Source organism: Ancylobacter rudongensis (genome assembly GCF_900100155.1).
Classification (GTDB): domain Bacteria; phylum Pseudomonadota; class Alphaproteobacteria; order Rhizobiales; family Xanthobacteraceae; genus Ancylobacter; species Ancylobacter rudongensis.
In genome coordinates this window covers 382,993-407,967 of the sequence record NZ_FMTP01000002.1, presented here as the reverse complement: position 1 = coordinate 407,967, position 24,975 = coordinate 382,993, and the positions used below count along the sequence as shown (strand labels likewise).

General features: G+C 66.7%; 24 protein-coding genes. 11 read left to right on the top strand and 13 right to left on the bottom strand.

The genetic code is table 11. From position 1 onward, the window contains the following. Positions 1 to 177 precede the first annotated feature (177 nt). From BLO63_RS06895 to BLO63_RS06870, 6 genes are all read left to right on the top strand, one after another. A complete protein-coding gene (locus BLO63_RS06895) occupies positions 178 to 2,052 on the top strand; it encodes an extracellular solute-binding protein (RefSeq protein WP_091438106.1) in 1,875 nt (624 codons plus the stop codon). Positions 2,053 to 2,159: 107 nt separating this feature from the next. Next, complete coding sequence (locus tag BLO63_RS06890; RefSeq protein ID WP_244517698.1) at positions 2,160 to 4,088, top strand: extracellular solute-binding protein; 1,929 nt, start codon at positions 2,160 to 2,162, stop codon at positions 4,086 to 4,088. Between the two features lie 252 nt (positions 4,089 to 4,340). Continuing rightward, positions 4,341 to 5,447 carry a microcin C ABC transporter permease YejB gene (locus BLO63_RS06885; RefSeq protein WP_091438100.1) on the top strand — a complete coding sequence of 369 codons (1,107 nt, stop codon included), beginning with the start codon at positions 4,341 to 4,343 and terminating at the stop codon, positions 5,445 to 5,447. A gap of 2 nt (positions 5,448 to 5,449) precedes the next feature. Further along, a complete protein-coding gene (locus BLO63_RS06880) occupies positions 5,450 to 6,616 on the top strand; it encodes an ABC transporter permease (RefSeq protein ID WP_091438097.1) in 1,167 nt (388 codons plus the stop codon). Next, a complete protein-coding gene (locus tag BLO63_RS06875; protein WP_091438093.1) occupies positions 6,613 to 8,250 on the top strand; it encodes an ABC transporter ATP-binding protein in 1,638 nt (545 codons plus the stop codon). Before BLO63_RS06880 ends, BLO63_RS06875 begins: the two co-directional genes overlap by 4 nt. After that, the gene (locus BLO63_RS06870; RefSeq protein WP_091438090.1) at positions 8,247 to 8,894 is read left to right on the top strand and encodes an NUDIX domain-containing protein; all 648 of its coding nucleotides are present in this window, start codon (positions 8,247 to 8,249) and stop codon (positions 8,892 to 8,894) included. Before BLO63_RS06875 ends, BLO63_RS06870 begins: the two co-directional genes overlap by 4 nt. On the opposite strand, the gene BLO63_RS06865 is transcribed toward BLO63_RS06870, so the two are convergent. The 8 genes from BLO63_RS06865 to BLO63_RS06830 form a co-directional block, all read right to left on the bottom strand. Then, the gene (locus BLO63_RS06865; protein WP_205409276.1) at positions 8,891 to 9,748 is read right to left on the bottom strand and encodes a C40 family peptidase; all 858 of its coding nucleotides are present in this window, start codon (positions 9,746 to 9,748) and stop codon (positions 8,891 to 8,893) included. The genes BLO63_RS06870 and BLO63_RS06865 overlap by 4 nt on opposite strands. After that, positions 9,745 to 10,095: a MarR family transcriptional regulator gene (locus BLO63_RS06860; RefSeq protein ID WP_091438086.1), complete on the bottom strand. Its 351-nt coding sequence runs from the start codon at positions 10,093 to 10,095 to the stop codon at positions 9,745 to 9,747. Before BLO63_RS06860 ends, BLO63_RS06865 begins: the two co-directional genes overlap by 4 nt. A 113-nt stretch (positions 10,096 to 10,208) precedes the next feature. Then, positions 10,209 to 11,588 carry a leucyl aminopeptidase family protein gene (locus BLO63_RS06855; protein WP_091438083.1) on the bottom strand — a complete coding sequence of 460 codons (1,380 nt, stop codon included), beginning with the start codon at positions 11,586 to 11,588 and terminating at the stop codon, positions 10,209 to 10,211. 21 nt (positions 11,589 to 11,609) lie between these two features. Next, positions 11,610 to 12,197 carry a histidine phosphatase family protein gene (locus tag BLO63_RS06850; protein WP_091438081.1) on the bottom strand — a complete coding sequence of 196 codons (588 nt, stop codon included), beginning with the start codon at positions 12,195 to 12,197 and terminating at the stop codon, positions 11,610 to 11,612. Beyond that, positions 12,194 to 12,811 (bottom strand): hypothetical protein, encoded by a 618-nt coding sequence (locus tag BLO63_RS06845; RefSeq protein ID WP_091438078.1) that lies wholly within the window; start codon positions 12,809 to 12,811, stop codon positions 12,194 to 12,196. The genes BLO63_RS06850 and BLO63_RS06845 overlap by 4 nt, the downstream gene beginning before the upstream one ends. 25 nt (positions 12,812 to 12,836) lie before the next feature. After that, on the bottom strand, positions 12,837 to 13,652 hold the full coding sequence (gene fabI / locus BLO63_RS06840; RefSeq protein ID WP_205409285.1) for an enoyl-ACP reductase FabI: 816 nt from the start codon (positions 13,650 to 13,652) through the stop codon (positions 12,837 to 12,839). Positions 13,653 to 13,770: 118 nt separating this feature from the next. Then, complete coding sequence (locus tag BLO63_RS06835) at positions 13,771 to 14,727, bottom strand: DnaJ C-terminal domain-containing protein (protein ID WP_091438074.1); 957 nt, start codon at positions 14,725 to 14,727, stop codon at positions 13,771 to 13,773. A gap of 102 nt (positions 14,728 to 14,829) precedes the next feature. Further along, positions 14,830 to 15,207, bottom strand: a complete 378-nt coding sequence (locus BLO63_RS06830; RefSeq protein WP_244517696.1) for an RT0821/Lpp0805 family surface protein — start codon at positions 15,205 to 15,207, stop codon at positions 14,830 to 14,832. A 150-nt stretch (positions 15,208 to 15,357) separates the two neighbouring features. Here BLO63_RS06830 and pdxH point away from each other — a divergent pair, with 150 nt between their 5' ends. After that, on the top strand, positions 15,358 to 15,984 hold the full coding sequence (gene pdxH, locus BLO63_RS06825) for a pyridoxamine 5'-phosphate oxidase (RefSeq protein ID WP_091438068.1): 627 nt from the start codon (positions 15,358 to 15,360) through the stop codon (positions 15,982 to 15,984). A gap of 64 nt (positions 15,985 to 16,048) precedes the next feature. Beyond that, positions 16,049 to 16,789, top strand: a complete 741-nt coding sequence (locus BLO63_RS06820; protein ID WP_091438067.1) for an SDR family NAD(P)-dependent oxidoreductase — start codon at positions 16,049 to 16,051, stop codon at positions 16,787 to 16,789. Positions 16,790 to 16,906: 117 nt separating this feature from the next. On the opposite strand, the gene BLO63_RS06815 is transcribed toward BLO63_RS06820, so the two are convergent. Both BLO63_RS06815 and BLO63_RS06810 read right to left on the bottom strand, forming a co-directional pair. Continuing rightward, positions 16,907 to 17,884, bottom strand: a complete 978-nt coding sequence (locus BLO63_RS06815; protein WP_091438065.1) for a magnesium transporter CorA family protein — start codon at positions 17,882 to 17,884, stop codon at positions 16,907 to 16,909. 247 nt (positions 17,885 to 18,131) lie between these two features. Further along, positions 18,132 to 18,380: a hypothetical protein gene (locus BLO63_RS06810; RefSeq protein ID WP_091438062.1), complete on the bottom strand. Its 249-nt coding sequence runs from the start codon at positions 18,378 to 18,380 to the stop codon at positions 18,132 to 18,134. A 294-nt stretch (positions 18,381 to 18,674) separates the two neighbouring features. Here BLO63_RS06810 and BLO63_RS06805 point away from each other — a divergent pair, with 294 nt between their 5' ends. Beyond that, on the top strand, positions 18,675 to 19,277 hold the full coding sequence (locus BLO63_RS06805) for a L,D-transpeptidase (protein WP_244517749.1): 603 nt from the start codon (positions 18,675 to 18,677) through the stop codon (positions 19,275 to 19,277). 226 nt (positions 19,278 to 19,503) lie between these two features. Here the strand turns inward: BLO63_RS06805 and BLO63_RS06800 are convergent, their stop codons facing one another. After that, positions 19,504 to 20,886, bottom strand: coding sequence for an aminotransferase (locus tag BLO63_RS06800; protein ID WP_091438058.1), 1,383 nt, complete (start codon positions 20,884 to 20,886; stop codon positions 19,504 to 19,506). A gap of 91 nt (positions 20,887 to 20,977) precedes the next feature. Beyond that, entirely contained in the window at positions 20,978 to 21,763 is a 786-nt protein-coding gene (locus BLO63_RS21285; RefSeq protein ID WP_244517694.1) for an extensin family protein, read from the bottom strand. A 645-nt stretch (positions 21,764 to 22,408) separates the two neighbouring features. Here BLO63_RS21285 and BLO63_RS06790 point away from each other — a divergent pair. Both BLO63_RS06790 and BLO63_RS06785 read left to right on the top strand, forming a co-directional pair. Then, complete coding sequence (locus BLO63_RS06790) at positions 22,409 to 23,137, top strand: HAD family hydrolase (protein ID WP_091438054.1); 729 nt, start codon at positions 22,409 to 22,411, stop codon at positions 23,135 to 23,137. Positions 23,138 to 23,192: 55 nt separating this feature from the next. Continuing rightward, a complete protein-coding gene (locus BLO63_RS06785; RefSeq protein ID WP_244517692.1) occupies positions 23,193 to 23,945 on the top strand; it encodes a DUF1499 domain-containing protein in 753 nt (250 codons plus the stop codon). Between the two features lie 64 nt (positions 23,946 to 24,009). On the opposite strand, the gene BLO63_RS06780 is transcribed toward BLO63_RS06785, so the two are convergent. Then, the gene (locus tag BLO63_RS06780) at positions 24,010 to 24,921 is read right to left on the bottom strand and encodes an MBL fold metallo-hydrolase (protein WP_091438052.1); all 912 of its coding nucleotides are present in this window, start codon (positions 24,919 to 24,921) and stop codon (positions 24,010 to 24,012) included. Positions 24,922 to 24,975 lie beyond the last annotated feature (54 nt).

Here is a 24,975-nt window from a genome sequence, read left to right as displayed (position 1 = left end):
CTTATTCTTTTCCGGACTGCCCCCTTCATAATCGCCACCAATGTTCATAATCGTCATGAGCGGCCGCGCGGCCGCTCCGCCAGACGACGTGCCAGAGGGAAGACGCGCATGACCCCGTTCCGCCGCTCCGACCGACCCGCCGCTTATGGCCGGCGCCCGCCAGCATGGAGCGGCGCGATGACCCGGTCCCTGGCGGTCGTCGCCCTCGGCGTCGGACTGCTCGGCCCGGCCATGGCTCAGGAGACCGCGCCCGCCCCGGCCGCCGCAGCGCCGTCGGGGGCGGGTGAATGGCGGCATGGTCTCTCGCTGATGGGCGAGCCGAAATACCCGGCCGGCTTCAAGCATTTTGCTTATGTGAATCCGGATGCGCCGAAGGTCGGCCTCGTGCGGCAGTCGGTCGACGGCACGTTCGATTCGCTGAATGACATCATTCCGCGCGGGACGCCGGCCGCCGGGCTTCACCTGATCTACGATACGCTGATGACGTCGGCCTATGACGAGGTGGCGACCGAGTATGGCCTGATCGCAGAAAGCGTGCGCTATCCCGCCGATTTCTCTTCCGTGACCTACCGCCTGCGGCCGGAGGCGAAATGGCATGATGGTCAGCCGATCACGGCGGACGACGTGGTGTGGTCGTTCGAGCAGTTGACCAAGAACAATCCCCGGCAGGCTTACTACTACAGCCATGTGAAGGGCGCAGCCGTCACTGGCGAGCGCGAGGTGACGTTCACCTTCGACCAGGCCGGCAACCGCGAACTGCCGCAGATCGTCGGCCAGTTGCGCGTCATGCCCAAGCACTGGTGGACGGCGAACGGGCCGGACGGCAAGCCGCGCGACATCAGCCAGGGTACGCTGGAGGTGCCGCTCGGCTCCGGTCCCTACAGGGTCAAAGAGGTGCAGCCCGGCCGCTCGATCTCCTTCGAGCGCGTGCCGGACTACTGGGGCAAGGACCTGCCGGTGAACATCGGCACCGACAATTTCGCCGAGCAGCGCTACGAGTATTTCCGCGACTCGACGGTTGAGCTGGAAGCTTTCAAGGGCGACCAGTATGATTTCCGCATCGAATCGTCGGCCAAGGACTGGGCCACAGCCTATAATTTTCCGGCTGTGAAAGAAGGCAAGGTCATCCTTGAAGAATTTCCCAACAGGTCTTCAGGATCGATGCAGGCGTTCATTCCCAATCTGCGCCGCGAGAAATTCCAGGACCAGCGGGTGCGGCGCGCTCTCAATCTCGCGCTCGACTTCGACGGCATGAACCGAACCCTGTTCTTCGGCCAGTACAAGCGGACGTCGAGCTATTTCCAGAACACCGAGCTGGCCTCTTCCGGCCTGCCGCAGGGGCTGGAGCTGGATATTCTGGAAAGCGTGAAGGACAAGATCCCCGCCAGCGTCTTCACCGCACCCTACACCAACCCCGAGGGCTGGAGCGAAGGGCTGCGACGCAAGAATCTGCGCGAGGCGGCGAACCTGCTCAAGGAAGCCGGCTATGAGGTGAAGGGTGGCAAGCTGGTGAATGCGAAGGGCGAGCCCTTCACCATGGAGATTCTGATCTCCAATCCCGCTTTCGAGCGTGTCGCTCTGTTCTACAAGCCCTCGCTGGAACGACTTGGCATCACCGTTACTGTTCGTCAGGTCGATACGTCCCAGTACATCAACCGCCTGCGCGCCCGCGACTACGACATGATCATCACGGGTTGGGGCCAGTCGCTCTCGCCGGGCAATGAGCAGCGCGATTTCTGGGGTTCCAGCGCCGCTGATCGCGAGGGCTCGGGCAATTATGCCGGCATCAAGGATCCCGGCGTCGACGCCCTGATCGAAAAGGTCATCTACGCCACCAGCCGCGAGGAACTGGTCGCCGCGACCCGCGCGCTCGACCGCGTGCTGCTGGCGCATGACTATGTGGTTCCAAGCTGGAACTACCCAAACACCCGCACGGCGCGCTGGAACCGTTTCAGCCACCCCGACCAGATGCCTGAATATGGTGGGGACTCTTTCCCCACCATCTGGTGGTGGGACGCGGAGAAGGCGGCCAAGACCGGAGCGGCACGGTGAGCGGCGGCGGGACGCGCCGTTTGCCGTCATCCCGGCCGGAGGCGGCGCCGGAGAGCCGGGATCGTCATCCTCATTGGCCGTCGACGGAGCGCGGTCCCGGATCGGCCGTGGCGGCCGTCCGGGATGACGGCTTTGGGGTCTCCCGCCGCGCCCTGCTCGCTTTCGCCGCCGGCGCCTCGCTCGTGCCCTGGCTCGGCCGGCAGACCTTTGCTCAGGAGGCCGCGCCCCCTTCCGCCGCTCCTCAGGCGACCGGCGCTCCCGGCTACGGTCCGGAGCGTCACGGCCTGTCGGTGTTCGGCGACCTGAAATATCCCGCCGATTTCGTCCATTTCGACTATGTCGACCCCGCCTCACCCAGGGGCGGCACCTTCTCGCAGATTGGCCCTACCGCAGCGTTCAATCAGTCGTTCCAGACCTTCAATTCATTGAACGGCTACATCTTGAAGGGCGATGGCGCGCAGGGGCTCGATCTCATCTTCGACACGCTGATGGCGCGGGCTTTCGACGAGCCGGACGCCATTTACGGTCTGGTGGCGCAGAGTGTCGCAATTTCGGAAGACGGGACGGTCTACCGCTTCCGCCTGCGGCCGCAGGCGCGCTTCCATGACGGCTCAAGGCTGACCGCCGAGGATGTCGCCTTCTCGCTCACTCTTTTGAAGAGCAAGGGCCATCCCATCATCGCCCAGAACCTGCGCGATTTGGAGAGCGCCGAGGCCGATGGCACCGAGACGGTCGTGCTGCGTTTCGCGCCCCGGCGTGCACGCGACGTGCCGCTGTTCGCCGCCTCGCTGCCGATCTTCTCCAAGGCCTACTACAGCGCCACCCCCTTCGACGCGAGTTCGCTGGAGCCGCCCCTCGGCTCGGGTGCCTACAAGGTCGGGCGGTTCGAGGTCGGGCGTTTCATCGAGTATCGTCGCGATCCCGATTATTGGGGCAACGACCTGCCGGTGAATGTCGGCGTCAACAATTTCGACGTGCTGCGCTACGAGTATTTTCGCGACCGCGAGGTCGGCTTCGAGGCGTTCAAGGCGCGGGCCTATCTGTTCCGGCAGGAGTTCACCGCCCGCACCTGGGCCACTGGCTACGATTTCCCGGCGCTGAACGAGGGAAGGGTGAAGCGCGAGATCCTGCCCGATCGCACGCCATCGGGTGCGCAGGGCTGGTTCCTCAATCTGCGGCGGTCGAAATTCGCCGATCCGCGCGTGCGCGAGGCGCTGTCCTACGCCTTCGATTTCGAGTGGACCAACAAGAACCTGATGTACGACGCCTACAAGCGCACGACATCCTTCTTCGAGAATTCTGACCTGAAGGCGGAAGGCCCGGCCGGCCCGGATGAGGTGGCGCTGATCGCACGCCTGGGCGACCGGCTGAGCGCTGAGGACGTGGCGGTGCTCAAGGCCCCGCCCTGGTCGCCGCCGGTTTCCGACGGGTCGGGCCAGGACCGGGCGCTCCGGCGCCGGGGTACGCAGCTACTGCGCGAGGCGGGCTGGACGGTCAAGAATGGCCGCCTCGTCGACCCGCAGGGCGAGGGTCTCACCATCGAATTCCTCGATGACGAGAACGGGCTGGAGCGCCACACGGCCCCCTTCATCAAGAACCTCGAACTGCTCGGCATCCAGGCGCATTTCCGCCTGGTCGATTCCCCGCAATACCAGCGCCGCCTCAACGACTTCGACTTCGACACCACGGTGCGCCGCTTCTCGCTCTCCACCGTCCCGGGTGAATCGCTGCGCAACTATTTCGGCTCGTCGGCGGCAAACACGCCCGGTTCCAACAATCTGTCCGGCATCGCCGATCCGATCGTTGACCTGTTGATCGAGGAGGTGATCGCGGCGCCGACGCGCGATCAGCTGCGCACCGCCTGCCGTGTGCTCGACCGCCGGCTGCGCGCGGGGCGCTACTGGGTGCCGCAATGGTATTCGGCCGAATTCCGCATCGCTTTCTGGGACGAGTTCGGCTGGCCCGCCGCGCCGCGCCCCACCTATGCCCGTGCCATTCCGGAACTCTGGTCGGCACGCACGAGGTCGGCGAGGTGATGGGCCATGCGTGCGCAACGTCATCCTGAGGTGCGAGCGAAGCGAGCCGCGAAGGATGCCGGCCTCGGCGTGCCGGTGGTCCCCATCCTTCGAGGCCGGCCTGCGGCCGGCACCTCAGGATGACGGCGATCCATGCGGCAGACATTTCGTAACGCCTGTAATCGCTCGAGCCGCCGCATGAACGGACGTTAAGTTGACGCGGGTGCGCCCGCCCTCCACCTTGTGCCCGCCTCGCGGAGGAAACCTGATCGTATGCTGGCCTATATCGTCCGACGCATCGCCCTGATGGTGCCCACTGTCATCGGCATCATGCTGGTTTCCTTCGCCGTCGTGCAGTTCGCGCCGGGCGGGCCGGTCGAGCGGGTCATCGCCGAACTGACCGGGCAAGGTAGCTCCGCCACCGCCCGCATCTCCGGCGGCGGCGGTGATTTCGGCGGCATGCAGCAGAGCGCGCCGGGCGGCGACCCGGTCTCCTCGAAATATCGCGGCGCGCAGGGGTTGGACCCGGCTTTCATCAAGGATCTGGAGAAGCAATTCGGCTTCGACCGGCCGGCGCATGAGCGCTTCCTGAAAATGATGTGGGACTATGTCCGCTTCGATTTCGGCCGCTCCTATTTCCGCGACGTGTCGGTGATCGACCTGATCGCCGAGAAGATGCCGGTGTCGATCTCGCTCGGCCTCTGGATGACGCTCATCACCTACGCCATCTCCATCCCGCTCGGCATTGCCAAGGCGGTGCGGGACGGCTCGCGCTTCGATGTGTGGACCTCGGCGGTCATCATTGTCGGCTATGCTATTCCGAGCTTTCTCTTCGCCATCCTGCTCATCATCGTGTTTGCTGGCGGCTCGTTCTTCTCCTGGTTCCCCTTGCGCGGGCTGACCTCGGAGAATTGGGACGAGCTTTCGCTGGGAGGGAAGATCCTCGACTATTTCTGGCATCTGGCGCTGCCAATCACCTCCATGGTGCTCGGCGCCTTTGCCACCATGGCGCTGCTGACCAAGAACTCGTTCCTCGACGAGATCCGCAAGCAATATGTCGTCACTGCGCGCATGAAGGGGCTGTCGGAGCGGGCGGTTCTTTACCGGCATGTGTTTCGCAACGCCATGCTCATCATCATCGCCGGCTTTCCCAGCGCGTTCGTCGCGGCCTTCTTCTCCGGCTCCTTGCTGATCGAAACCATCTTCTCGCTCGACGGGCTGGGTCTGCTCGGCTTCGAGAGCGTGCTCAACCGCGACTACCCGGTCGTGTTCGCCAATCTCTTCATCTTCTCGCTGGTCGGGCTGGTGGTGAACCTGATTTCCGACCTCACCTACACCTGGGTCGATCCGCGCATCGACTTCGACACGCGGGACGTCTGAGCATGGACGCCGCCAACACCGCCCTGACGCCCACCCCGGTGGATACCGCGTCCGACCGACCGCGCCGCCCCTTTCTGTCGCCGCTCAACCAGCGCCGCTGGGCCAATTTCAAGCGCAACCGCCGCGGCTGGTGGAGCTTCTGGCTCTTCTCCGTGCTGTTCATCCTCAGCCTTGGGGCGGAATTCATCGCCAACGACAAGCCATTCCTGATCGAATATGACGGCGGCTATTATTTCCCCGGCCTGATCGCCTACCCCGAGACCACTTTCGGTGGCGATTTCGAAACCGAGGCGGACTACCGCGACCCCTATCTGCAGAACCTCATTCATGAGAAGGGCGGCTGGATGGTGTGGCCGCCGATCCGCTATTCCTATTCCACGCACAATCTCAATCTCCCGACCCCCGCCCCGTCGCCGCCGACCTGGATGCTGACCGACGCGCAATGCGCTCCGGTGGTGGAAAGGCTCGGGCGCAGTGGCGGCTGCGACGCGCTGGAGTGGAACTGGCTGGGTACCGATGACCAGGGACGCGACGTGTTGGCCCGTCTGATCTACGGCTTCCGCCTCTCGGTCGTGTTCGGCCTCGTGCTCACCATCATCTCCTCCGTCATCGGCGTCGCCGCCGGCGCGGTGCAGGGCTATTTCGGTGGCTGGACCGACCTGATCTTCCAGCGCTTCATCGAGATTTGGACCTCGATCCCCGCGCTCTATCTCCTCCTCATCATCTCCTCCATCCTCGCCCCCGGCTTCTGGGTGCTGCTCGGCATCCTGCTGCTGTTCTCCTGGGTATCGCTGGTGGGGCTGGTGCGAGCGGAATTCCTGCGCGCCCGCAACTTTGAATATGTCCAGGCCGCGCGGGCGCTCGGGGTGTCGAATGGCGTCATCATGTGGCGGCACATGCTGCCCAACGCGATGGTGGCGACGCTGACCATGCTGCCCTTTATCGTCTCCTCCTCAGTGATGACGCTGACTGCGCTCGACTTTCTCGGCTTCGGCCTGCCGCCCGGCTCGCCCTCGCTGGGTGAATTGCTGGCTCAGGGCAAGTCGAACGTCCAGGCGCCCTGGCTCGGCCTCACGGGCTTCTTCACCGTCGCCATCATGCTGAGCCTGCTCATCTTCATCGGCGAAGCGGTGCGCGACGCCTTTGATCCCCGGAAGACCTTCCAGTGAGCGAAACGCCGTTGAAAGACGCCCCCCTCCTTTCCATTCGCGATCTTTCCGTCGCCTTCGCGCAGGGGGCACGCTCCACGCTTGCCGTCGACCGCGTGTCCTTCGACGTCAACCGCGGCGAGACGGTTGCGCTGGTCGGCGAGAGCGGCTCCGGCAAGTCGGTCACGGCGCTCTCCATCCTCAAGCTGCTGCAATATCCCGCCGCCAGCCATCCCTCGGGCCAGGTGCTGTTTCAGGGCGAGGACCTGCTCGCCATGGCGGAGGGCGACATTCGCCGGGTGCGTGGCAACGACATCACCATGGTGTTCCAGGAGCCGATGAGCTCGCTCAATCCGCTGCACACGGTCGAGCAGCAGATCGCCGAGATCCTGTTCCTGCATCGCGGCATGCGCGGGCCGGCGGCGCGGAAGCGGGTTATCGAACTTCTCACCGAGGTTGGCATTCCCGAGCCGGAGACGCGGCTCGGTTCCTACCCGCACCAGCTTTCCGGCGGCCAGCGCCAGCGAGTGATGATCGCCATGGCGCTCGCCAATGAGCCGCAATTGCTGATCGCCGACGAACCGACGACGGCGCTCGACGTCACGGTGCAGGCGCAGATCCTCGCCCTGCTGAAGGATCTCCAGCGTCGCCTCGGCATGGCGATGCTGTTCATCACCCATGACCTCGGCATCGTGCGCAAGATCGCCGACCGGGTCTGCGTGATGAACCATGGCAAGATCGTCGAGGAAGGGCCGGTGGCGGAGCTTTTCGCCCATCCCCGGCATCTCTACACGCAGGCGCTGATCGCCGCCCAGCCGCGAGGAAATCCGGCCTCGCCTCACCCGGAAGCCCCCGTGGTCCTGGAGACCACCGGCCTCAAGGTCTGGTTCCCGATCAAGGCCGGGGTGATGCGCCGCACCGTCGGCCACATCAAGGCGGTGGACGGCATCTCGGTCGAGATCCGGCGCGGCGAGACGCTGGGTGTGGTGGGGGAGAGCGGCTCGGGCAAGACGACGCTCGGCCTCGCTTTGCTGCGGCTCATCTCCAGTCAAGGGCCGATCGTGTTCATGGGCGATCCCATCGATACGCTCGGCTTCAAGCAGATGCGTTCGCGGCGCCGGGCGATGCAGGTGGTGTTCCAGGACCCGTTCGGCTCGCTCAGCCCGCGCATGTCGGTCACGGACATCATCGGGGAGGGGCTGCGCGTCCATCAGCCCAAGCTGAGTGCCGAGGAGCGCGATGCCCGCGTTGTCGCGGCGCTTATCGATGTCGGGCTCGATCCCGAGGCCCGGCACCGCTATCCTCACGAGTTCTCCGGCGGTCAGCGCCAGCGTGTCGCGATCGCCCGCGCCATCGTGCTTGAGCCGTCCTTCGTCGTGCTGGACGAACCGACCAGTGCCCTCGACATGATCGTTCAGGCTCAGATCGTCGACCTGCTGCGCGATCTGCAGCAGAAGCGCGGCCTGACGTACTTGTTCATCAGCCATGATCTGCGCGTCGTCGCGGCCCTGGCCTCGCGGGTGATGGTGATGAAGGGCGGGGTTGTGGTGGAGGAGGGACCGGCCGCCGATCTCTTCGCCCAGCCGAAGACCGCCTATACAAGGGCGCTGTTCGCGGCCGCCTTCGACATGGAGACAGCGGTGGACGCTTCATGAGCGGGCCGGCCAAGACGGGCAGGCTCGTTGATCGCTCCATCGACCTCGATCTCACCGGGCCCGAGGAGGTCGCCACGGGCTTCCGGCCCTATCACCGCTTCATCGCGACATTTGAGGGTGCCGGAGGGGCACGGCTGCGCCAGCAGCGCGACATATTGCGGGTCGGCTCGGTGGTCGGCGTGCTGGCCTATGATCCGTTGGCGTCATGCTTCGTCTTTATCCGCCAGTTCCGGCTTGGCGCGCAGCTTGCCACCGGCGAGGGCGAATTGGTCGAGATCGCGGCCGGCATTGTCGATCCGGGCGAAGACGTTGAGACCGCGGCCCGCCGCGAATGCGTTGAGGAGATCGGCGTGGCGCCGCGCGCCCTGCTGCCGATCGCCCGCTTCCTGCCGACGCCGGGCGTGACCGATGAACATGCCACGGTCTATCTCGGCCTGATCGATTCCACTGACGTGCCTGATGTGGCCGGCGAGCCGGGCGAGACTGAGCTGACGCGGCCGTTTTTCGTTCCCGTCGATGAGGCTCTGGCGGGCCTTACGGCGCCGTTTCCCACGTCCTTCGCCAATGGATTCGTGCTGATCGCACTGCAATGGTTCGCGCTGAACCGGGCGCGGGTCGCGGCCTTTGTCGAGGCAAATCGTTAGAGCCGGCGCACGCTGCGCAGCGGCGTGCCGGAGGCCTCGATGCGGGCGAGCGCCGCTCCGAGCGGTTCGCGCACCACAGACATGAAATGGGCGGTGGCGTGCAGCAGGGTGGCGCCGTCCTCGACAATGCCGACATGGCCCGGCCAGTAGAGCAGATCGCCGCGCCGCAATTCGCCAAGATCGCCGGAGAAGGCCACCGGCGCCCCAACCGCATGTTCCTGCATGTCCGTGTCGCGCGGGCAGGGAACGCCGCAGGCATTCAGCGCCACCTGCACGAGGCCGGAACAGTCCAGCCCGAGGCTGGAGCGCCCGCCCCAGAGATAGGCGGCACCGAGAAAGCGGGCGGCAACCGCGACGAAATCCTCCTCGAAGGCATTGAGCGGGGCCAGGTGGTCGGCGAAGACGAAGCCGGCCTCTGCAGTTACCGCGAAGCGCTCGCGGGTACCGGCGAGGGTGAGGCGGCTGCCGAAGGAGAGAAGCTCGTTCGGCGGCAGCTTGATCGAGGGGCCGGGGAAAACCGGGGTCCGCAGCGCGGCCACCTTGTGCGTCGGCACGGGACCCGCCGGAACGAGCGCCTCGGCGGGCAGCCAGCCGACATAGGAATCCGCGTCCAACTGGCCCCAGGCCCAGCCTTCGACGTCAATTTCGTATACGGTCATGGTCTCCCCGAACAGCGCTTCCGTGACCAGGGGCGCCGTCGGATCCGGCGTGCCGCGCACCGGGGTTGCGGGGCGGATGACGCGGTGGGGCTCCCCGGCGACAAAGCGCTCTGCCGTCACCACGCCTTTGAGGTGGTGCGCGGCAAGGTCGGGTCGGGCGGGAGTGAGGCGGGGGTCGAGCGTCACGGCAGTCATCGAGGCAGGGCTTTCGCGGTGGCGACGACGAGATCGCCCAGCCGCTCCAGATAGAGCGCACCCTCCACCGTACGCTGGATGATGACATTGCGTCGATCCGCCTCGTCGCGCCGGCGGGAGACGAGGCGGAGCTGGCCCATCGTATCGAGCGCGCGGGTGATGACCGGCTTGGTGACGCCGAGACGGGCGGCAAGGCCACGCACCGTGTGCGGCGGCGCTTCGAGGTAGACGCTGAGCAGGATGGCGAGCTGGCGGGGGCTTAGATCGGGCGCGTCGTCGCGCACCTGCGCGAGGGAGAGCTCGTGCAGGAGACGCAACGCCTGCGATGGACGCAGCTCGACCGCCATTGCCGTGTTCCCGGTCCGCAATCGTTACGGTTGCGGATTGTTCCCCGGACTATGGCGGCTTCGCGACGAAGAAAGGATTAACGGCGCGGCATATGACGCAGCGTCGCGTGGCCTCAGGTGCCGTAGCGCTCCGCAAGCAGGGAATCGAGCGCGCGAATGGTCTGCGCCTCGCCGCCTTCCGGCCGGCCGGGGCGGGAGGAGGGGTTCCAGGCAAAGATGTCGAGATGCAGCCAGGTGCCGGCGCGGGAGACGAAGCGTTGCAGGAACAGCGCCGCCGTGATCGAGCCGGCAAAGCCGCTGCCGGGGGCGTTGTTGAGGTCGGCAATCTTGCTGTCGAGCATCGAGGCGTAGGGCTGCCAGAGCGGCATGCGCCAGGAAGGATCGGCCTCCGCCGCGCCATGGCGGGCAAGGTCGACGGCGAGTACGTCATCCTCAGTATAGGCCGGCGGCAGCTGCGGCCCCAGCGCGACGCGGGCGGCGCCGGTGAGGGTGGCGAAGTCGATCAGCAACTCGGGCGCTTCCTCATCGGCGAGGCTCAGCGCGTCGGCGAGGATCAGCCGGCCCTCGGCATCGGTGTTGCCGATCTCGACAGTGAGGCCCTTGCGCGAGGGGAATATGTCGCCTGGGCGGAAGGCCGAGCCGTCAATGGCATTCTCCACTGCCGCCACGATGAGGCGCAGCCGCACCTTCAGCCCGCGCCCCATGACCATTTGCGCGAGACCGATGGCGTTGGCGGCGCCGCCCATGTCCTTCTTCATCAGCAGCATGCCGCTCGACGGCTTGATGTCGAGCCCGCCAGTATCAAAAGCCACGCCCTTGCCGACCAGCGTCACCTTGGGCGCATCCGGGTCGCCCCAGCTCAGGTCGATCAGGCGTGGCGCGCGCGGCGAGGCGCGGCCGACGGCGTGGATGAGCGGGAAATTGGCTGCAAGCAGATCGTCGCCGGTGGTCACGCTCACCTGCGCGTCGAAGCGCGCGGCCAGCGCCCGCACCGCTGCCTCGATCTCGGCCGGGCCGAGATCGTTGGCCGGGGTGTTGACGAGGTCGCGGGTCAGCACCACCGCGTCGGCGGTGCGGCGGAGATAGCCCTCATCGGTCCCATCGGGCACCACGAGGCGCACATCGGCCACGGGTCGCTTGCCGTAGCGGGTGAAGCGGTAGCCTCCCAGCAGGAATCCGAGCGCGGCAAGGCGTGGATCGGCCGGGGGGTGGGCGAGGACATAGTCGCCCGCCGGCAGCGTGGTGGCGAGCTTGCCGAAGCTCAGCGGGTCGCGCGGGGCCTCCTCGCAGCTGAACAGCACGCCGGCAATCGCGCCATCCGCCGCCGGCAGCACCAGCAGTGCGCCAGTTTCCGCCTTGAAGCCGCTGGCTTCTGCGAAGGCGAGCGCCGGGGCGGGGAGGTCGCCAGCAACGGTGCGCCAGTTCGTCGGTGTCACGCACCAGATGGGACGGGGCGAGAGGGCCGCGTCGGCATGGATTAGCTGGGCGGCCATGGGTCGTCTCCGCAAGCGCCGTCAGGCGACGGCGAGTTCAAACGCGCCGTTCTCGATCAGGTAGACCGCACCCTGGCGGACGGGAAGCTCGACCGCCTGGGCGGGCGGCATGCCGGCAAAGGCGTGCAGCATGGCCCGCACCACCCCGCCATGCGTCACCACCACACTGTCGCCCTGGAGCTCGCCGATGGCGGCCAGCACCCGGGTCGAAAGTTCGGTGTAGCTCTCCCCGCCGGGCGGGGCGAAATTCCAGGGGTCGGCATCGCGCGCGGCGAGGCTCACCGGGTCACGCCGGCGCAGTTCCGGCCAGGTCGAGCCTTCCCAGCGTCCAAAGCTGATCTCGCGCAGGCGGGGGTCGCGACGGAAGGTGTCGGGCGGCAGGCCGAGCTCGGCGCGCAGGATCGCCATGGTCTGGGCGGCGCGGCTGAGGGGGCTGGCCACGAAATCGAGATGGCGCGCGCCACCGCTCAGGCGCTCCACCACGCGCGCCGTGTCGGCCGCCTGCTCGCGGCCGAGATCGTTCAGCGGAATGTCATGGGTGCCCTGCAGGCGGCCAGCGAGGTTCCAATCGGTCTCACCATGCCGGACGAGGAAGATGCGACGGGTCATTTGGACGGCAAGCTCACGACATGCGTGTAGCTGATCCGCTTGAAGGGATAGGAGACGCGGAGCGTCGCAGTGGCGCCCGCCGGCGCCCGCCCCTTGGCGGTCACGAGGACGCCGCCGACGGTGCGACCCAGGCAGCGATGCGAGCCGCCATCGACGCCCGTCGCGGTGAACTTGCCGATAGTGAAGTTCAGCTTCACCCCCGGCGGTGCGGAGAGCACCTTCACCTGCGGCGCCTGCGTCATCTGGCACAGCGAATCGGCGGAGCCTGCGGCGAACAGCACCCGGCCCTGACGCCCCCCGGTCAGGAAGCCGCGCCGGTCATAATCGTCGCGCCCGTCGCTGGGGCTCACATAGCCGGGGAAAATTGCTCCGCCGAAGCCGAAGATGCGGTTCATCAGCGGGTATTGCTGGAAGGTCGGCGGCACGCCGCTGTCCTGCGCGTCCGGCGGGGGAACATAGGGAAGTCCCGACCCGGGCGGCGGATTGATGATGATGGGGCCGGACTGTGCCGCTGCCGGGGCGGTGCCGGCCACGGCGACCACGAGCGTCGCGGCGGCGGCCAGTGCCGTCAGGGCGCTGGGGCCGAAGAGCTTTTTCAAGCGAGCCTTCATCATGGCGCGTGCTCCGCTGGGGGTCGCCTCAGTCGCGATCGAGGGTGAGGTCGGGCGCGTCGGGGTTCTTCATACCGACAATATGGTAGCCCGCATCCACATGGTGCACCTCGCCGGTGACGGCGCGTCCGAGATCGGAGAGCAGGTACATGCCGGCATCGCCCACCTCATCGATGGTGACGGTGCGGCGCAGCGGGGCGTTCAGCTCGTTCCACTTCAGAATGTAACGGAAATCACCGATGCCGGAGGCGGCCAGCGTCTTGATCGGGCCGGCCGAAATGGCGTTGACGCGGATATTCTTCGGGCCGAGATCGGCGGCGAGATAGCGCACGCTGGCCTCCAAGGCGGCCTTGGCAACGCCCATGACGTTGTAGTGCGGCATCCATTTCTCGGCGCCGTAATAGGTGAGGGTGAGCATCGAGCCACCATTGGACATCAGCTTCTCAGCCCGCTGGGCGACGGCGGTGAAGCTGTAGCAGGAGATCAGCATGGTCTTGCTGAAATTCTCTGCCGTGGTGTCGACATAGCGGCCATCCAGCTCGTTCTTGTCCGAGAAGGCGATGGCGTGGACGAGGAAGTCCAGCCCGCCGAGCTGGCGCTCGGTTTCGGCGAACACCGCGTCGATGGTGGCGGGGTCTGTGACGTCGCAATGGCCGACGATGGCGGCGTCAAGTTCGGTGGCGAGAGGCTCGACGCGCTTGCGCAGCGGTTCGCCCTGATAGGTGAGGGCGAGCTTCGCCCCCTGCGCGTGGGCCGCCTTCGCGATACCCCAGGCAATGGAGCGGTTGTTCGCCACTCCCATCACCAGGCCGCGCTTGCCGCTCATCAATCCGCCCGATGCCATGCTCGTCACGATGCTCCGTACTGCTGCCCACCTTTCTGGGCGCAGGTTCCTATCGCACAGCAACAGGACCCGCTCAAGCGAGCGGTGGCGCGCGGGCGGTTCCCGCCGCAGGCATGGCTCAGGCCTTGGCCTCGCGCCGGCGGCGCATCAGTTCCTCAAGTTCCGGGTCCGGGGCCTCGGGAAGCATGATCCGCATGGTGGCGAGCAGATCGCCCGACGCGCCGTCGGCCTTTGGCAGGCCCTTGCCGCGCAAGCGGAAGGTGCGGCCCGACTGGGTGTGGGCGGGAACGGAAAGCGAGACCTCGCCACCCAGCGTCGGTACCCGCACCTTGCCGCCGAGCACGGCATCGGTGAGCGGGAGCGACACATCGGTGCGCAGGTCGGTGCCCTCGATGCGAAAATGCCGGTGCGGGGCATAGGCAACGACCACATAGGCATCGCCTGGCGCGCCGCCGAACGGGCTCGGCTCGCCCTGTCCCTTCAGTCGCATGCGATGGCCTTCGACCGCGCCGGCGGGGATCTTCACCTCCACGGCGCGTCCATTGGGCAGGTGGACCTTCACCGACCCACCCTCGACGATTCGCTCCAGCGCGACCGGCACGGTGATGTCGACGTCGCCGCCGCGCGGCATCTCGCCGCCCGCGCCGCGTGCCTTGCCCCGACCTCGCCCGCCGAGGCCGCCGAGTATGTCGGCGATCACATCGTCGAAGCCGCCCGCATCATGGGGGCCATGGCCGGAACGGCGCGCGCCCTCGGGGCCGAAGGAAAAGCTCTCATACGGATTTTCGCCCGGGGAAGCGCGACGGAAGCCGCGATTGAATCCGCCGCCGGGAAAGCCCTCGAAGCCGCGCGGCTTGCCTTCGGCATCGATTTCGCCGCGGTCGAACTGGCCACGCTTGTCGACGTCCGACAGGATTTCATGCGCCGCGTTCAATTCGGCGAACTGCTCCTGCGCCTTCGGGCTGTCCTTGTTGGCGTCCGGGTGCAGCTTCTTGGCGAGCTTGCGAAAAGCCCGCTTGATCTCGTTCTGGTCGGCGTTGCGAGCGACGCCGAGGATGTCATAGGGATCGCGCATGGATGGTGTTCTCGTCCGGCGGTTCCGGCTTTCGAGCATGTAGTGACGGTGTTGCCGTGATGCAACGGCAGGAAGCGCGGGTTGAGAACGCGCGTGAGCGGATCAACTCCGGTCGAGCAGGCGCGCCTGGTCGACCTTCCAGCCGCTCTTGCCGGAGCGGCAGGCCTCACCCTGCAGCCAGTCTTCGCGGCTCTCGCGGACGAAGCTCATCAGGAACTCGCGGCATCTGCCACCGTCGCGCGTCTCGCTGAGCGGCGTCACCGTGCCGCGCGTGGCGCTGGCATAGTTCTCCCACGGCACGCTGGGGGCGGCTTCCTTCTCGTGCAGCGCTTCGGCGAGAGCGGTGCGGGCGGCGGCCCAATCGTCAGGTGCGATGCCCTTCGGCACCGGCTCTCGGGCATAGGCGCGGGGCGTCACCGAGCCGGTGGCCAGCGTGTCGAGGTTCGGCCCCGATGAGCAGCCGCCCAAAAGCAGGGCCACGCCGACCAAAGTCAGCGCGCAGGGTGCTGTGCGGAGCGATGCCGCGGGCTTATATGGGAGGCCGGTGCTCGCCGCACCGCCTGCCGTCCGCCTCCGCCGCCTGTGGAACATGCCCATGGGTCCCGTATTCTTCCGCCTGAAGAGACCCTCATGGAAGCGCCTGAACAGTTAACATCCGGTGATTTCACTGCCTCGACGGAGCCTTTTCTCCTGTTTGAGGAATGGTTTGATGAGGCCAAGAAGAGCGAGCCGAACGATCCCAACGCCATGGCCCTCGCCACGGTGGACGCCGATGGCCTGCCCGATGTGCGGATGGTGCTGCTGAACCAGCGCGATGCGCGTGGCTTCGTGTTTTTCACCAATACAGGCAGCGCGAAGGGGCGCGAGCTTGCCGCCGTGCCGAAGGCGGCGGCCGTGTTCCACTGGAAATCGCTGCGCCGGCAAGTGCGGGTGAGGGGCGCGGTGGAAACGGTGAGCGACGCGGAAGCCGACGCCTATTTCGCCTCGCGCCCGCGCCTGTCGCAGATCGGCGCCTGGGCGAGCCAGCAGTCGCGGCCCATGGAAGGGCGTTTCGCGCTGGAGGCGGCGGTGGCGAAGGTCACGGCGCAATACGCTCTGGGCTCGGTGCCGCGCCCGCCGCACTGGACCGGCTTCCGCATCCGCCCGGTCCAGATCGAATTCTGGCACGATCGGCCGTTCCGGCTGCATGACCGTGTCTTGTTCGCGCGCGATAATGCCGACATGCCCGACTGGACGAAGACCCGCCTTTTCCCGTGAGTGGCCTTTCACCGAGCGGCTTTGTCCCTGACACCGCCCTGCCTCTGAGCTAAGACATCGTCCCATGAACAATCAGCCTCGCCGCACCCTCCTGCTCACCGGCGCCTCGCGCGGTATCGGCCACGCCACCGTCAAGCGCTTCTCGGCGGCAGGGTGGCGCGTCATCACCTGCTCGCGCCATGCTTTTCCCGAGAACTGTCCGTGGGAGATGGGGCCTGAGGACCATATCCAGGTCGACCTCTCCGACCCGGTGGACACGCTGCGGGCGGTCGACGAAATCAAGGACCGGCTGGCCAATGGCGAACTGCATGCGTTGGTCAACAATGCCGGCATTTCGCCCAAGGGGGCGGGTGGCGCGCGGCTCGGCACGCTCAACACGCCCGAGGAGGACTGGCGGCGGGTGTTCCAGGTGAACTTCTTCGCCCCCATCCTGCTGGCGCGCGGCCTGCTGGAGGAACTGAAGCGCACGCATGGCGCGGTGGTGAACGTCACCTCCATCGCCGGCTCGCGGGTGCATCCCTTCGCCGGAGCGGCCTACGCGACCTCGAAGGCGGCGCTGGCCGGCCTTACGCGGGAGATGGCGGCCGATTTCGGCCGGCTGGGCGTGAGGGTGAATGCCATCGCACCGGGTGAGATCGACACCTCGATCCTGTCCCCGGGCACGGAGAAGCTCGTCGAGCAGATCCCGATGCAGCGCCTCGGCACGCCCGACGAGGTGGCCAAGATCATCTATGTCTTGTGCACGGAGACCTCGTCCTATCTGAACGGAGCCGAAATCCACATCAATGGCGGCCAGCACGTCTGATGCGGGCGGCATGACGGCGTCATCCCGGACGGCAGCGGGCCGATCCGGGATCGTTGGCGGAGTGTAGAGCGATCCCATCCCTCCGCTGCACGGCGACCGGAAGGACGGGCTATCGTCTCACAGCCAGCGCTTCCACTTGAAGAACAGATAGGGGCCTATCGCCGCCGCCAGCATGGCGATGAGGGCGAGCGGGTAGCCCCAGCGCTCGTCGAGTTCCGGCATGTCCTGGAAGTTCATGCCATAGACCGACGCGATCAGGGTCGGCGGCATGAACACCACCGAAAGCACGGCAAAGATCTTGATGATGTTGTTCTGCTCGATCCCCACCATGCCGAGCGTGGCGTCGAGCAGGAAGGTGATCTTGCTGCCGAGATAGGACACGTGGTCGTTCAGCGAGACCACGTCGCGCTGCATGCTTTTCAGCAATGCGCGCTGGTCCTTGTCGAAGCGCTGCGCTTCGCCCTCGGTGGCCAGGAAGGTGACGAGCCGCCCCATCGAGACGAGACTCTCGCGCACCTTGGAGGCGAGATCGCCGCGACGGCCGAGCAGCTTGAGAATAGTACGGAAGCGACCACTGTCGCCGGCGCCTTCCGATTCGGTCTCGAACACCTGTTGCGAGACCGAATCGATATCGGCCGACAGCCTCTCGATGATGTCGGCGGCGCGGTCGATGATGGTGTCGAGCAGAATCAGCAGCAGCCGTTCGCCGCGTGTGCCCGGCGGGCAGGCACGATCCAGCTTGGCGATGACAAGGCGGAACGGCTTTGGCTCCTCATAACGCACGGTCACGAGCTGGCTGCCAGCGAGGATGAAGGAAATCTCGGCCAGGGCCGGCTTGTCGCCCTCGCTGTTGGTGACGATGGCGCCCGTCATGTAGCGCGCGCCATTCTCCACCCGCAGGCGGCTGGAGGGTTCGATCTCGACCATTTCCTCGCGCGTCGGCACCGAAAGGGCCAGCGCGGCCTCGATGATCCGGTCCTCGCCCTCGCAGGGCCGGAACAGGTCGACCCAGACGGCGTCGGCGGGCATGTCGTCCACGGTCCGCACGGGAACCGGGGCGAGCAATCCCTCGCGGATGCAATAAGCGGTGATCATGGCCCCTCCGGCAATGTCGCGTCGGCGCCGACCATGCTCTGGATCGCAAGCGGATTCCAGCGGGCCCTGCCCGACGCCTTTCCGATAGGCGGAAACACCCGATCATTCAGAAAGTGCCAAGGCGCAGAGCCGCACCATTGCGGTCTCCCAGCGCGAATCGGGCGCGCCTGTCCTGTCCGGGCGCACGCCAGCGCGGCACCCGGTCGGGGCGGTTCGTCCTTCATCGGCTCTGGGAAAAGGGGCGGCGTCAGGCCGCGAAATATTCCACGTCGCGAAGCGTAATGATTTTGGCTTCCGCATCGTCGGTCCGCGCCGCGCCCGGAACGGGGGCATCGGATACCGTCTTCTTGGAGGAGGCGTAGCGGGCGGCGGCGGCAACGGCCGAAATGCCGATCTCGCGCCAATGGGCGCTCTGCTCTGCGCGGTCCCAACGCTCGCTGGGGCGGCTCTCGGTCGCGCGGCTCTGTTGGGCCGGGCTTTCTTCTTCGGTAGACATCACGTTCTCCAGGTTGAACCATCCCGCTCCGGGTGGCTGCCGACGAAGTGGGCGCCGACTGCGTCAAAAATATGCAAAGTTGGGGTCCGAGATAAGGCCTCTCGTTGCGTAGCCGGCATCCTCTCGGCTTTTTCGACCTCTTCCAACGGAACTGATGTTTTTCCGCAACAACTTATGGCGACGAACCCGTGTCTCTCATGTGGCCCCTTCAAGGCGGACCGCACTTGGTCTAATCGACGGGTAGCGAGCGATTTGACGCGCGAGGCGCGCGTGGCGGGATTCGGAGCTTTGGAAATGGTTTTGCGCGGGGCGGCGGTTGTCCTGTTGGCGGTTCTTCTGGGTGCGTGCAGCAATGCACAGCGGCAGGCGGCACCCGAGGCGTCGTTGACGCCGCGGGACAAGAAGCTGCTGGCCAGTGCGCCGTACAAGAAGGTGCTGCCGCCGGAGATGTATCAGCGGGCGATCGTCGATTATGCCGGCAGCGAGAAGCCCGGCACGATCGTCGTCGATACGGACAAGAAGTTCCTGTATCTCGTCGAGGGCAACGGCAAGGCGATCCGCTACGGCGTGACCGTCGGCGAGGAAGGCCTGGCGTTCAAGGGCGAAGCCAAGGTGGGGCGCAAGGCCGAATGGCCGACCTGGACGCCGACCCCGGAGATCAAGCAGCGGCTCACGGGCATTCCGAACTTCGTCGGTCCTGGCCCGCACAACCCGATGGGTGCCCGCGCCCTCTATCTCTACCAGGGCAACAAGGACACGCTGTTCCGCATCCACGGCACCAACCAGCCCGAATATATCGGCTTCGCGATCTCCTCGGGCTGCATCCGCATGCTCAACGAGGACGTGATCGACCTCTATACCCGCGTCCCGCAGGGGGCCAACGTCGTCGTCCTCTGACGCTGGCGTCACGGTTGTTATGAAAAGGGCGCTGCCGTCGGCAGCGCCCTTTTTGTTTGTGCGGGGCAAGTCTGGGCCCTTGGTGACGTCGTCCCAGACGGCAATTCAGGCTGGGGACATCATGGCCGGGCCTGTCCCGGCCATGATGCGTCTTTTCGTGCGGCTCGCCCGACGTCCTGCATCCCCGGGTCCAGCCCGGGGATGACGATCGGAATGCGTCGCCGCCTCACGCCGCCAGCAGGTTCTCGCGCACGGCATAGTCCAGCGTCTTGTCGAGGGCCCGGGTGAGGCGGTCGAACAATTCGTCGATCTCCGCCGGGGAAATGACCAGCGGCGGGCAGATGGTGACGGCGTCGCTGAACACGTTGCGCAGGATCAACCCTTCCTGCTGGCAGAAGGCGACGCACTTGGCCGCCATGGCGAGCTTGGGGTCGAACTGGTGTTTGGTCTTCTTGTCCGCCACCAGCTCAATGCCGGCCACCAGCCCCTTGCGGCGGGCCTCGCCCACCAGCGGGTGATCTTCCAGCGCAGCGCAGCGGGCGTCGAACTGCGGAATCTTCGCCCGCACCCGCTCAAAGATGCTCTCGCGCTCATAGATCTCCAGCGTCTTCACCGCCACGGCGGCGGCCACCGGGTGGCCGGAATAGGTGTAGCCATGGCCGAAATTGCCGAGCTTGGTGCTCTCGGTCAGCATGGCCTCATACATCATCTCCGGGATCATCACCGCGCCGATCGGCTGGTAGGCGGAGGAGAGCGCCTTGGCCACCGAGATCGAATCGGGCTGCATCTCCATCGCTTCGCTGCCGAAGGCGGTGCCCAGGCGCCCGAAGCCGGTGATGACCTCGTCGCCGATGAAGAACACGTCGTACTTCTTCAGCACGGCCTGGATCTTCGGATAGTAGGTCTTGGGCGGCACGATCACCCCGCCGGCGCCCATCACAGGCTCGGCGATGAAGGCGGCGACCGTCTCCGGACCCTCGGCGATGATGAGGGCTTCCAGGTCAGCGGCGAGGCGGGTGGCGAAGTCCTCCTCGCTCTCCCCCGCTTCCGCCAGCCGGTAATAGTGCGGGCAGCTGGTGTGCCGCACGCCGGCGATAGGCAGGTCGAAGTCGTTATGGTTGCCGGCAAGGCCGGTCAGCGAGGCCGAAGCGATGGTCACGCCGTGATAGGCGCGCATGCGGGAGATGATCTTCTTCTTCTTCGGCCGGCCCAGCGCATTGTTCATGTACCAGACGAGCTTCATCTGGGTGTCGTTGGCTTCGGAGCCGGAATTGGTGAAAAATACCTTGGAGATCGGCACCGGGGCCATCTCCTTCAGCTTTTCCGCCAGCTCGATCGCGGGATCGTGGCTCTTGCCGCCGAAGATGTGGGTGAAGGGCAGCTTGCGCATCTGCGTCGCCGCGGCATCGACCAGTTCGTCGTTGCCATAGCCTAGCGCCGTGCACCAGAGCCCGGCCATGCCTTCGAGATAGGGCTTGCCGTCGACATCGTGCACCCACACGCCCTTGCCGCGTTCGAGGATGAGCGGCCCGGTCTCGCGAATGCTGGCGAGATTGGTATAGGGGTGGATAAGGGTCTCGACGTCGCGAGCCTGAAGATTGGTAAGCATGGCAGCTACTCCGCCGGCCGGGTGGAACCGGATCCCACCCTAAAGCGCCGGCGGGCGCGCCGGAAGCGCGCCCTTGGTCGGACGTGCATTCCTATTGACTTGTGCCGGGGTTTTCGGTGGCCGAAGCGCCCTCCGGGGCTGGGTGATCCGCTCTCTCGGCATCTTCCCCATCGTCAGTCGCGGCGGGAATATCCGGCCTTTTCGGCGGGCTCGGCACCTTGGCCTTCGCCTCGACGGCCCAGCGGCAGAGCACCGCCCTGCTGCGCCGCTCGGCCCGGTCCACATGCAGGTGCAACTCGTGATAGCCATCCGAGCCGGGCCCGAGGATGGTGGTGAACTCCGCGCAGGCGCTTGCCTTCAGCAATTCCTGGAAGGCGACCGGCATCGGCTGGTCAGCGCTGCCCGGCGCAGGCGCGCCGATGATGAAGCGCCGACCATCCTTCAGCACATAGCCGCGGGTGTCGATGGCGTTGCCCCTGCCATGCTCGCTGATTTTGGCGCCGGCCACGCGATTGCGGGGACGGCATTGCTGCGAGGCGGCGACCAGCACCTTGTCGAGCGGCGCGCCGAGCGTGGCGACGGCGGGCTCCACCCCTTCGCGCACCCAGCGCGCAACGGCGGCAGCCATCTCGCAGCGAAGTGTTGCCGCTGGCTCCAGCGTCACCAGCCGGCCATCCTTCATCCGCACGGCGGAAAGGCTGACGCCCCGGTCGACGGTGCAGGCCGTGTTGGTGGCCGTGACCGCAACGGGGGTGAAGACACCGAGGTCTTCATTCGAGAGTTCCGGGCAGATGGTAGGCAGGGCGGCGCTGGCCTGCGGCGCGTCGGTGGGTGCAGGGATCGGGGGCGAGGGCGGCACGGGCGGAAGAGCGGCCAACTGGCGCTCCGGCCCGGGCGTGGGGAGAGGGACGGCGGCCGCTCCAGCTGGCTCTGATGGCGTGTCCGGGCGGACCTGCGGCGAAGGTGTCTCATCCGGCCCTGTGACGCTTTCCGGCGCAGGCGATGCCGCGATAGCCTGGTCCCTGCGGCTCGGGCGCGGCTCCACCGGGACCACAGGGGAGGCGGGCGACGCCAGTGTCACGGGAGCAGAAACGTCAGTGTCCGTTGGGGCGCTTGCGGTTTCGGTAGCATCGACTGGCGTGGCCGAGGTGGCCTCCGCCGCTGTGCCCGCCGCCGTCGCGGCCGCTATATCCTGCGGGCGGGGGCGCGGAAGCGGTATGCTGGCGCTTGCCCTTGGCTTTGTCGACGCCTTGCGTCGGGCAGGCCTTTCGGGCGCCACGCCAAGCCATTCACCGAGCTGGCGGTTGACGGCGGTGCCCGCCTGGTCGATCGACTGCTTCAGCTCCTGAACCGGCTCTGCCGAGAGTGCCAAGCTACCTGCCAGCAGGAACGCGAGGCCCGCCACGAGTGCGGGGAGACGCAAGAGGGGAAAGCCGGGGCCGGATGGGAGCCGGGGAAAATCCATGCTATCAGGCCTCCAATGCCGGCTTACAGGCCCGGACCAACCGGATTGCGACAGACAGTGAACGCGCCACGCGCCATTCTGTTCGACAAGGATGGTACTCTTGTCGACTTTGACCATACCTGGGGACCCGCCGCCGGTGCGGTGATGCGGCGTCTAGCGGGAGACGAAGGCGAAACGCTGGAACGGCTGTTCCACGCCAGCCACTATGTCGCCCATGAACGGCGATTCCTGCAGACCTCGCCACTTATCGCCGGTTCCTCGCGCCAATACGGTCCGCTCTGGGCGGAGATTCTGACGCGCGTGGCTGATGCGGCCTTCTATCATCAGGTCGACCTTCTCTTCTGCGAAGAAGGAGAACGATTCCTGACCCCCATCGGGCGGCCTGCTGAAACGCTGGCGCGACTGCACGCTTTCGGCCTGCCGCTCGGCATTGCCACCAATGACGCGGAGCCGAATGCGCGTCTGCAGGCCGACCGTCTCGGCCTTTCGCCCTATCTGAGCGCCGTCTATGGCCATGATTCGGGTTATGGCTCGAAGCCAGCGCCCGGCATGGTGCAGGCCTTCGCCGCGCTGACCGGCCTGCCCCCGGCCGCCATCGCGCTGGTGGGCGATACCCGGCATGATCTTGAAACTGCCCGTGCCGCCGGCGCGATGGCGGTCCTTGTGCGGTGCGGTCCCGCACCGGTGGACGATTTCGCTCATGAGGCCGACCTCGTCGTCGACACTGTAGAGGAACTCGCCGCGTTGATCCTCGGCGCGGCGGAGGTCCAGGTCGCCTTGGCGTGAGGCGAGCGGGGGAAATATGGCAGTGATCCGCCGACGGCTTTATATTGAGGAGCGCATGTCGCGGCTCGCCGTCTGGAGTCTGCGCACCGCCATCTTCGCCTTTCCCGTGACTTTCATCGGCGCCGTGCTCTACGCGACCGAGACGCTCGATTTCCGCAGCGCGCTATATACCGTGCTGGCCGGGGTGGGCGTGGCGGCGCTGGCGTTGGGGCTGGCGCTGGCGGGCTTCGTGGTGATCTGGGCCGAGGGGCTGAAGGGGCTATGGCGCGTCATCGGTGCCGTCTTGCTGGCGCTGGTGCTCATCGTGCCGACGGCCACCCTGGCCGCCTTCGGCATGGGCGTGCGCAACCTGCCCGATGTGACCACCGACACGGTGGATCCGCCTGATTTCGTCACGCTCGGTGCGGTTCGCTCGCGCGTCGCCAACAGCCTGGTCTATCCGGGCGACAGGCTGGCGGGGGTGCAGCTCGATCTCTATCCTGGGATCAAGCCGATGACTTTCGATGCGCCACCTGACGAGATATTCCGTGGGCTGCTGCTGTTGGCCAAGCGCCATAAATGGCTGATCGTCGATGCGGTGCCGCCGCGCGAGGGCCGTGACGGCCGCGTCGAGGCCGTGGCCCGCAGCCTGCCCTTCGGCCTGCGCGATGATCTGGTGATTCGTGTTCGCCCGATCGCGACCGGCACGCGGGTCGACATGCGCTCCACGGCGCGCAGCGGTGATGTCGATTTCGGCTCCAACGCCCGGCGCATTTCCCAGCTCTTCGCCGAACTCGCCGACCAGCAGGGCCGCCCGCTGCGCCGCTGAGGTGGCTCAGCGCCCCCGACCGGCCGTCCAGGCGACCTGGAGAGCAGGCCGGTGCTAGCGCGGCTCAGGGCAGACGGTAGAGGCCCGTGAGCGTGGCAGGGCCCTCCGTGACCACGTCGCCGCGCTCCACCAGGTCCTCAAGGTGGGCCAGGGTGGACAAGCCCGCCGCGCCGGCAAGCCGGGGGTCGAGGCCGAAATAGATCGCCCGCACGATCTCCGGTATCGCGCGCGGGCCCCGTTCGAGCGCCCGCAAGATGGCCGTCTCGCGGGCCTGGCGGTGACGAAGGAAGCGCTCCACGAAGGCCGGGCCCCGCGTGATCACCCCGCCATGGCCTGGAAGATACAGTGTCTCTGGCCGCTCTCCGAGCCGGCGCAGCGAGTGCATGTAGTCGTTCATCGAGCCGTCGGGTGGGGCCACCACGGTAGTGGACCAGCCCATAACATGATCGCCGACAAAGATGGCGGCCGCCTGCTCCAGCACGAAGGCCATATGATTGGCGGTATGGCCCGGCGTTGCCAATGCCGTGAGCGTCCAGTCAGTGCCCTGGACCCGGGTGCCGTCGGCCAGTGCGACATCGGGCAGGAAGGCCCGGTCACCGGCGGAGTCGAGAGCGGGGATCTCCTGCGCGTGCAGCGGGCGGGCGGAGCGGTGCGGTCCCTCGCCATAGGTCGGCGCCCCCGTCGCCGCCTTCAGCGCCGCCAGTGCGCCACTATGGTCGCGATGGGTATGGGTCAGGAAGAGGTGCGTCACCCTCTCTCCGCGCACCGCCGCCAGCACGGCAGCGACATGCGAGGCGTCGTCCGGTCCCGGGTCGATGATCGCCACCTCGCCGCGTCCGACGATATAGGTGCAGGTGCCGGTGAAGGTGAACGGCCCGGGATTGGGCGCCAGCACCCGGCGCACGCCAGGTGCCACCTCGTCTACCACCCCTGGCAGGGCGTCGAAGCGCCGGTCGAAGGGAATGTCTTCCGCCATGGCATGCCTCTTGCGGCAGCCGCTCCGCGCGTCGGCTCCGCCCCGTTTGCGCGC